Origin of the sequence: Kitasatospora sp. NPDC097643 (assembly GCF_040302625.1) — a bacterium.
Classification (GTDB): Bacteria; Actinomycetota; Actinomycetes; order Streptomycetales; family Streptomycetaceae; genus Kitasatospora.
Map to the genome: position 1 here is coordinate 19,078 of NZ_JBEOSA010000093.1, position 8,660 is coordinate 27,737.

Consider the following 8,660-nt stretch of genomic DNA (forward strand, 5'->3'; position numbering starts at 1 on the left):
GAGTAGGCGGGAGGTGGATTTTCACCATGGCTGACGTCGAAACCAGCAAGGAAAAGGTCACGGCGCCGAATCTCGCGGATTCCGAGGGCGACGAGGACTATCGAGTAGGCACCAGAAGGACAACGGCGCCAGCGCCCGGTCCTGCCGTGCCGGGCGTCGTTGTCGCGAACAGCGATGGCGATGACGAGGACTATCGGGTCGGGACCCGGCCAACAACGACGCCTCGCCAGCCGCGGCCTCCGGGCGAGCCGGGGCGTCATAGTTGATGTTCCCCATAAGAATCCGAGTGTCGCGTGAAGGCCGCGATGACGGTCCCGGGGAGTCGCCCTCGGGACCGGAGGTCGTCAAGCTCATAGAGAAGCTCCTCGAGGACGAGCGCGCGAACAAGGCGTCCGCGCAGTCACGGGGTCTGGCGGTCATCAGTACCTCGGGGACCCTGGCAACGCTGCTCCTGGCGTTCGCTGCCCTGGCGACCCGGAGCCGGTCCACGTTCGCGTTGCACCCGGACAGCAAGATTCCACTCGTGTTGGCCCCGGTGCTCTTCGTGGTCGCGTCCGTCCTCGGGCTGATCATCAATACGCATCTGCGAAGGACCGTAGGGCTCAACTATCCGGAACTCCACAAGATCCTGACGGAGAAGGCCTGGAATGCTCCCACTGTGAAGGTCATCCGGCTCCTCGCCGAGGACCAGGCGAAGATCCTGGATGATGCTCACAATCTCAATGCCGTTCGCGCGAAGCTCCTGACGTGGGCCATCGGGGTTGAAATAGCCGGAATTGCCTGCGCAGCCTGGGCGGTCATCAGCATTGTGGTTCACGGCTGAATGGTGTGCAGGTTCGGTGGCGGGGTCCTCCGGGGATGTTCCTACCGCCGGTGGGCGCCGGCGCGGGCGGCGGCTTCGGCGGCTGCGGCGGCGCGGTCGGCGGCGGCCTCGTCGAGGGGGTCGGGGGTGGTGAGCATCCGGTAGTAGAGCGGGGCGGAGACGGCCCGGACGACCTCGGCCGGGTCGGTGTCCGGGGGGAGTTCGCCGCGGGCGACGGCCTCGGCGACGCAGGGCGCCCACTCGTCGACGCGGGCGCGGTAGAAGCGCTGGAGTGCGGAGGCGGCGTCGGTGTCGCAGGTGGCGGCGACCAGGACGGCGCGGAAGAGCGCGCCCTGGCGGGGGTCGGCGAGGGTGCGCTGGACGAGCCGGGCGTTGGCCCGCAGGTCCTCGGCGAGGGAGCCGCTGTGGGTCCGCGGCAGGGACTGTTCGGCCATGTCGGCGAGCAGGTCGGCGACCAGGGCGGTGGTGGTGCCCCAGCGGCGGTAGACGGTGGTCCGGCCGACCTCGGCGCGCTGGGCGATGTCGCCGAGGTCCAGGCCGGAGAAGCCGCGTTCGACCAGGGCGTCCTCGGTGGCCCGCAGGACGGCGGCGCGGACGCGGGCGGTGCGGCCGCCGGGGCGGACCGAACCCGGGGTGGGCGAACCGGGCGGGAGGGGCTCAGAGCTCATTAACGGGATTCCTGTTCCATTAGCTCGGCGTGCTCTGTTACTGTCGAGCCATCCTAACGGCATGGGAGTCCCGTTAAGGGCTCCGTGAGGGGAGAACTGCCATGGAACACCGCCGACTCGGCTCCTCCGGACTCAAGGTCCCCGCCCTCAGCCTCGGCACCGGCACCTTCGGCGGCCGCGGACCGCTCTTCGGCGCCTGGGGCACCACCGACGCGCAGGAGGCCCGCCGCCTGCTCGACATCGCCATCGACGCCGGCGTCACCCTGTTCGACACCGCCGACGTCTACTCCGACGGCGCCTCCGAGGAGGTCCTCGGCAAGGCCGTCCACGGCCGCCGCGACCAGGTGCTCATCTCCACCAAGGCCGGCCTGCCGCTCGGCGACGGCCCCAACGAGGCCGGCACCTCCCGCGCCCGCCTGCTGAAGGCCGTCGAGGACGCGCTGCGCCGCCTCGGCACCGACTACCTCGACCTCTTCCAGCTGCACGCCTTCGACGCCGCCACCCCGGTCGAGGAGGTCCTGGCCACGCTGGAGGACCTCGTCCGGGCCGGCAAGGTCCGCTACACCGGCGTCTCCAACTTCTCCGGCTGGCAGCTGATGAAGTCCCTCGCGCTCGCCGACCGGCACGGCCGCCCCCGCTACGCCGCGCACCAGGTCTACTACTCGCTGGTCGGCCGCGACTACGAGTGGGAGCTGATGCCGCTGGCCCAGGAGGAGGGCGTCGGCGCGCTGGTCTGGAGCCCGCTCGGCTGGGGCCGCCTCACCGGCCGGATCCGGCGCGGACAGCCGCTCCCGACCGGCAGCCGACTGCACGACACCGCCGACTACGGTCCGCCGGTCGAGGACGAGCTGCTGTACCGGGTCGTCGACGCGCTGGACGGGATCGCCGAGGAGACCGGCCGCAGCGTCCCGCAGGTGGCGATCAACTGGCTGCTGCGCCGTCCGACCGTCTCCTCGGTGATCATCGGGGCCCGCAACGAGGAGCAGCTACGGCAGAACCTCGGCGCGGTCGGCTGGTCGCTGACGGACGAGCAGGTCGCCCGCCTGGACGCCGCCAGCGCCCGCACCGCGCCGTACCCGTACTTCCCCTACCGCCGCCAGGAGGCCTTCGCCCGCCTCAACCCGCCACTGGTCGGCTGACCTGCGGGGACCGTGTTCGCCGGGCGGCAGTCACCCGCCTCAGGCGGGGGAGCGGAAGGCCCGGCGGTAGTCAGTGGGGGTGACACCGACACGGGCGGTGCAGTGGTCGACGAACTGCGCCTCCCGGCCGACGGCTGGAGCTGGGACGGCAGAGCCAGGTGAGACCGGTGAACGCCCGCCGGCCGGTGCTGTACGGGTGACCGGCCCCGGGGCGATACTGGATCTTGGGAGTGCTGTTCCGCCGGCCCGGGCTCCGCCGCCCGGGCGGACCGGCGAGAGGTGGTGGCGACGATGGTGTCCCGTTCGTCCTCGTCGAAGCGGACCGCCCGCTGGCTCCGCATCCTCACCCTCGTCTTCGCGGGGGCGATCTTCGCCATGCTGGTCGACGTCTTCGTCGACAGCGCGTTACGGCACACGCAGAACCTGGCCGCCGCCGTCATCGGGGTGTTCGGTGCGCTGGTCCTGGCCCTGCTGGCGCTGGCGAGCCCGGGGGCGCTGGAGGAGCTCTCCTTCGGTCCCTTCAAGGCGAGATGGCGGCTTTCGGAGCTCGAAAGCCGCGTCCAGTCGCTCCGGTTGGCCGTCCTCAGCCTGCTCACCGTCCACGAGCGGCGGCACCTGCGGAAGCTGGAGCCCGAGAACAAGGACGCGAAGGTGCAGTACCTGCCGGAGATGTACCGGGAGTTGGAGCGGCTCACGTACCTGGGGTACCTGGCGGAGAAGCCCGAATTCGACGGCCTGGAAGGCATGCGGAAGCAGTACGAAAACGACCGGGACGCGTTCTTCCCGCTCTCGGACTACCTGTCCCTCACCGACATGGGACGCAAGTACCTCGAGCTCTACCGGGAGTGGACGCTGCCGATCGAGGTCAGTGCGGAGGGGGTCGTGCGGATCGACGGGACGGTCTACGACAAGGCGGAGAGCTGGGAGGAGATCGTCGACTTCGCCAGGGAGGCCGGCTGGCTCAGCGAACCGGACCCCGAGGAGGTGAAGTGGGCCCGGAGGGCCCCGGCCGCCCTGCGGACCTCGACCGCGCCCCGCTCGACCGGGCCGAGCGTGGCGACCGGGGTGACCGGGCCGAGCGGGGGCGCGGTGGAGCAGGGCGTGTGAGGCTCCGCCAGGGGCGAGCGGTCAGCCGACCGTGAAGGTGGTCTGCATGCCGTGGGCGGCGTGGCTGCCGATCCCGCACTTGACGGTGTAGGTGCCCGGCGTGGTCAGGGTGATGACGGCCTCGCCCTTCTGGCCGGGCTGCACGGCGGCGACCTGGCCGACCTCGGTGCCGTCCGGGCCGAAGAACTGGAGGTCGTGCAGGACGGTGCCCTTGTTCTCCAGCTGGAACTCGATCCGCTCGCCGGTTTTGGCGGTGAACTTGGCCATGCCCTCGAACTCGAGCGCGTACTCCGTGGCCTCGACCTCGATCTCCCGGTCGTAGGCGGTGGACGGCGTGGCCGTGGCCGTGGCCGTGGGCGCGGTCGTCGGCGTGGACGAGGGTGCGGTGGTGGCTGCGGTGGCCGTCGAAGTGGGTGCGGCGGTCGTGGTGGCGGCAGGGGAAGCCGAGGAGGCGCCGCCGCCGACCGTGATCTTCTTGCGGATCCCGTCGCCGGTCTGCCCGGGCTTGCAGGCGACCTCGTAGCTGCCGGCGGCGAGCGTGACCGCCAGGTCGCGGGAGGTGCCCGGGCCGATGTTCTCCAGCTCGCTCACCACCTTGGTGAACGTCCCGCCCTGCTCGCCGAACACGTAGACCTCGGTGACCCGGCTGCCCTTGTTGCTGATGGCGAAGGTGGTCTGGCCGGCGGGGAACTCCGTCCTGGCGAGGTCGCAGGCGGTGTCGGTGGCGGCGATGGCGACCTTGCCGCTGTCGCCGGCGGCGCCGGTGTCCTGCTTCTGGCTACAGGCGGCCAGCAGCGGGACCGCGAGGAGGGCGGCGCAGGCGATGGGCAGGAGGCGGCGAGAGCGCACGGAGATCTCCAGGTGGTGGCGGGTGTGGTGGAGGTCGGCCCGGCCACGACTCCCCGGCGCGTGGTTTCGGACAGCGACGGGACTGTAGAGCAGCTAAGGCTTACCTAACAAGTGACACGGGGTCAGGTCTCGGTCACGTCTCGAGGCGGTAACGGCCCCGCCCGAGCCCCGCCCGGGCTCCGCCCGGCCCGGTCGGCGGGTCCGTCGGCGCGCGGGGCGAGGAGGCCGTTCACGAAGGACCCGCCACGGTTACCGCCCACCGACCGTCGCGAACTGCCGGGAACCGCCGGGAGGAGCCCGCCGCCCGGGCCGGGACGCCCCGACGACGGGCCCGGCCGGCCCGGGCGGGACGGGTGGATCGTTATGCGGGCGCCGGCCTGTCCCCGTCCGGGCTCCACGCCGGGGCGGGGAGCGGCTGCTCCGCCCAGATCACCTTGCCGTCGGGGGTGTACCGGGTGCCCCAGCGCTCGGTGAGCTGGGCCACCAGGAACAGCCCGCGGCCGCCCTCGTCCGTGGTCGCCGCGTACTTCAGGTGCGGCGAGGTGCTGCTGCCGTCGGTCACCTCGCAGATCAGGCTGCGGTCGCGCAGCAGCCGGACCCGGATGGGCGGCGAGCCGTAGCGGATGGCGTTGGTGACCAGTTCGCTGAGCACCAGTTCGGTGCCGAAGGCCAGGTCGGCGAGGTCCCAGGCGTCCAGCGTGGTCGCGATCCACGCCCGCACCTCGGCGACCGCGGCCGGGTCGGACGGCACCTCCCGGTCGGCGACCCGGTCGGCGCCGAGCACCCGGGTCCTGGCGATCAGCAGCGCCACGTCGTCCTGCGGGCGCTCCGGCAACAGGGCGTCCAGCACGGCCCGGCAGTTCTCCTCGGGATCCCGGTCGGGGTGGGAGAGCGCCTTGCGCAGCAACTCCATCCCGACGTCGATGTCCCGGGTGCGCTCCTCGACCAGCCCGTCGGTGTACAGGACGATCTGGGTGCCCTCGGCGAGCTCCAGCTCGGCCGTCTCGAACGGCATCCCGCCGGCGCCCAGCGGCGGGCCGATCGGCAGCTCCGGGAAGACCACGGTGCCGTCCGGGCCGACCAGTGCGGGTGCGGGGTGCCCGGCCCGGGAGACGGTGCAGAGCCGGGAGACCGGGTCGTAGATGGCGTACAGGCAGGTGGCTCCGGTGACGCCGGTGCCCGTGCCGCTGTCGGTCTCCTCCTGGTCGATCCGGTTGACCAGTTCGTCGAGGTGGCCGAGCAGCTCGTCCGGCGGGAGGTCCAGGGCGGAGAAGTTGTGCACGGCGGTGCGCAGCCGGCCCATGGTGGCCGCGGCGTGCAGGCCGTGGCCGACGACGTCGCCGACGACGAGGGCGACCCGGCTGCCGGGCAGCGGGATCACGTCGAACCAGTCGCCGCTGACGCCGGACTGCGCGGGCAGGTAGCGGTGCGCGACGGCGAGGGCGCTCTGGTCCGGCAGGGCGCGCGGCAGCAGGCTGCGCTGGAGGGTGACGGCCATGGCGTGCTCGCGGGTGTACCGGCGGGCGTTGTCGATGCTGACGGCGGCCCGCGCGACCAGTTCCTCGCCCAGCGAGCGGTCCTCGTCGTCGAACGGCTCGGGTTTGCGCCAGCGCCAGAAGTTGGCGACGCCGAGGATGATGCCGCGCGCCTGCAAGGGCGTGGCGATCAGCGAGTGGACGCCGTACTCGATGATCTGCCGGGTGCGCTCCGGGTCCTGGGCCTGCCAGCCGTCGGAGACCGACAGGTCGGGCACCACCTGGGTCCGGCCGCTGTCGAAGCCCCGGGCCTGGGGGGTGGACGGGATGAAGTCGATCAGTTCGCCGACCGGGTAGAAGGGGTGGTCGGAGCGGATCCCGTGGACGGCGACCCGGCGCAGGTGCATCCCGGTGCCGGTGGGTTCGTCGCCCTTCAGGACGGGGTCGGCGAGGTCGACGGTGACGAAGTCCGCGAAGCCGGGGACGGCGACCCGGGCCAGCTCCTCGGCGGTGCGGACGACGTCGAGCGAGCCGCCGATGCCGCTGCCCGCCTCGTAGAGCAGGGCGAGGCGGTCGCCGGCCACCTCGGCCTTGCCGGCCAGGGCGAGGAGCTCGGTGGAGTCGCGGATCGTGGCGACGGTGCCCATCGCGCCGCCGTGGCGGTCGGTCGGCCGCTGGTTCACGACGAGCAGCCGGCCCGCCGCCCGGTGCACCTCGTCGGTCGCGATCCGGCCGGAGAGCAGCAGTTCCGCGGTGCCGGGGTCGAGGTCCCGCAGCTCGCCCAGGTGCCGCCCCTCCGCGTCGTCGGGCAGCCCCAGCAGCTCCCGCGCCTCGTCGTTCGCCAGCAGCAGCCGGCCGTCCTGCCCGACGATGACCACGCCCTCCCGCACCGCGTGCAGGACGGCGTTGTGGTGCTCGTACATGCGGGTCATCTCGGCCGGGCCGAGGCCGCGGGTCTGGCGCTTCAGCCGCCGGGCGACCAGGGCCGTCCCGGTGGTGGCCAGCGCGAGCGCGGCGGCGCCGGTGCCGAGGATGACGGGCAGCTGCCGGTTGCCGGCCGAGGTGACGTTGTTGACCTTCAGCCCGGCCGACACCAGGCCGACGACCGTTCCGTCGGGGGCCTTGACCGGGACCACCGCCTGGACCTCGTGGCCGAGCGGGCCGTTCACGCTCTCGGTGTAGACGTGGCCGGCCAGGGAGGGGCCGATGGTGCCGACGAACTGCTTGCCGATCCGGTCCGGCAGGGGGTGCGTGTACCGGATCCCGTGGGTGTCCATGACCACGATGAAGTCGACCCCGGCCGGGGTGCGGGTCGCCTCGGTGATCGGCTGGAGCACCGCCGACGGGTTGGGCGACTTCAGCGCGTCGACCAGGCCGGGGGAGTGCGCGAAGGACTCGGCGACGGCCACCGAGCGGTTGCGGGCCTCCGCGTCGCTGGCCCGCCGCGACTCCAGGACCAGCGCCAGGATGGCCCCCAGGACGAGCAGCACCACGACCGCGACCTGGAGCACGAACACCTGGCCGGCCACGCTCCGAGGACTCTTCTTCCCGCGAGGACTCTTCGCGACCGGCGACCGCTTCGGCACGGACCGGAATCGGTCGGGCTGTTCGACCATGTGTCCATTTCTAGCACCGCGGCGATGGCGACCACGAAGCGTCAACGGCGCGGCACCCCGCCGACGAAGTCCTTCAGTGCATCGATCCTGGTCCGGCGGCCGGGGGGGTAGCGGCGCAGCGCGCGCTCGGCGGAGCGCGAGCCCGGGCGGTAGCGCCAGCGGGCCCACGGCGAGTCCGGGCTGGCCAGGCGCAGACAGGCGACCAGGGCGACCAGCGGGATCAGCAGGCCGATCACGCCGAGTGCGGTCTTGCCCTTGAGGATCGCCCCGACGCTCAGCACCACGTTGAGCAGCAGCACGCCGGCGAAGGCCGCGTGCGCGGCCGGCCCGGAGCCGAGGTCGGAGAACGGGTTGACCCCGGCGACCAGGAGCAGTCCGACCGCCGCCGCCAGGAACGCCGCGTCGACCGACTTGCGGCCCTCACGGGCCCAGTAGACGTCCTCCAGGTGCAGCCACAGCGCGTACTCGTCGAGCGCGAGCGCGGCACCGGCGCCGAACAGCACGGCCAGCACCTGCGCCCCGGGGGTGTCCGGCCGGTAGCAGAACTCGATCGCCCCGGCCGCCAGCATGGCGAAGATGCCGTACACCTGGTGGTGCAGGTGGGTGCCGCCGACCTGGACGTCGCGGAACGGTCCGCGGCCGGCCCTGATCAGGCGGGTGATCATCCGGGTGCCCACGAAGGTGAGCACGAACGCGCCGAGCAGCCACAGCCCGAGGCCGTGGTTCGGCACGGTGACGACCACCTCGATCTGTTCCGCGAAGTGCACGGTCACCCCCGCATCGGCGGCGGTCCGGAGTTCCCGTCCAGCGTATCCAGGTTCGCCGGTGCACGCCCCGGCGGGAGGTCGACGGCCGATGTTGCGGAGAGTGAGCGGGATGTACGGCTCGTGGGGTGTGCGACGCGGACGGGACCGGACCGGCACCCGCCTCCTGCACACCCCCGCCGGGGCGGCGTCGGCGGGCACCGCCGGGTTGCCGAGGGC

The 8,660-nt window shown here is 72.5% G+C and carries 7 protein-coding genes; 3 read left to right on the top strand and 4 right to left on the bottom strand.

Going from position 1 to position 8,660, the window contains the following annotated elements:
- Nucleotides 1–286: 286 nt before the first annotated feature.
- On the top strand, nt 287–823 hold the full coding sequence (locus ABTY15_RS36535) for a hypothetical protein (protein WP_350605490.1): 537 nt from the start codon (nt 287–289) through the stop codon (nt 821–823).
- Between the two features lie 41 nt (nt 824–864).
- Here the strand turns inward: ABTY15_RS36535 and ABTY15_RS36540 are convergent, their stop codons facing one another.
- Nucleotides 865–1,491 carry a TetR/AcrR family transcriptional regulator gene (locus tag ABTY15_RS36540; RefSeq protein ID WP_350605492.1) on the bottom strand — a complete coding sequence of 209 codons (627 nt, stop codon included), beginning with the start codon at nt 1,489–1,491 and terminating at the stop codon, nt 865–867.
- Nucleotides 1,492–1,592: 101 nt separating this feature from the next.
- Between ABTY15_RS36540 and ABTY15_RS36545 the strand changes: the two genes are divergently transcribed.
- Nucleotides 1,593–2,630 (top strand): aldo/keto reductase, encoded by a 1,038-nt coding sequence (locus ABTY15_RS36545; protein WP_350605493.1) that lies wholly within the window; start codon nt 1,593–1,595, stop codon nt 2,628–2,630.
- A 291-nt stretch (nt 2,631–2,921) separates the two neighbouring features.
- Nucleotides 2,922–3,737 carry a hypothetical protein gene (locus ABTY15_RS36550; RefSeq protein WP_350605495.1) on the top strand — a complete coding sequence of 272 codons (816 nt, stop codon included), beginning with the start codon at nt 2,922–2,924 and terminating at the stop codon, nt 3,735–3,737.
- A 21-nt stretch (nt 3,738–3,758) separates the two neighbouring features.
- Here the strand turns inward: ABTY15_RS36550 and ABTY15_RS36555 are convergent, their stop codons facing one another.
- The 3 genes from ABTY15_RS36555 to ABTY15_RS36565 form a co-directional block, all read right to left on the bottom strand.
- Entirely contained in the window at nt 3,759–4,586 is an 828-nt protein-coding gene (locus tag ABTY15_RS36555; RefSeq protein WP_350605496.1) for a cupredoxin domain-containing protein, read from the bottom strand.
- Nucleotides 4,587–4,947: 361 nt separating this feature from the next.
- Nucleotides 4,948–7,677 carry a SpoIIE family protein phosphatase gene (locus tag ABTY15_RS36560; protein ID WP_350605502.1) on the bottom strand — a complete coding sequence of 910 codons (2,730 nt, stop codon included), beginning with the start codon at nt 7,675–7,677 and terminating at the stop codon, nt 4,948–4,950.
- Nucleotides 7,678–7,718: 41 nt separating this feature from the next.
- Nucleotides 7,719–8,450 (bottom strand): hypothetical protein, encoded by a 732-nt coding sequence (locus tag ABTY15_RS36565; protein WP_350605503.1) that lies wholly within the window; start codon nt 8,448–8,450, stop codon nt 7,719–7,721.
- Between the last annotated feature and the right edge of the window lie 210 nt (nt 8,451–8,660).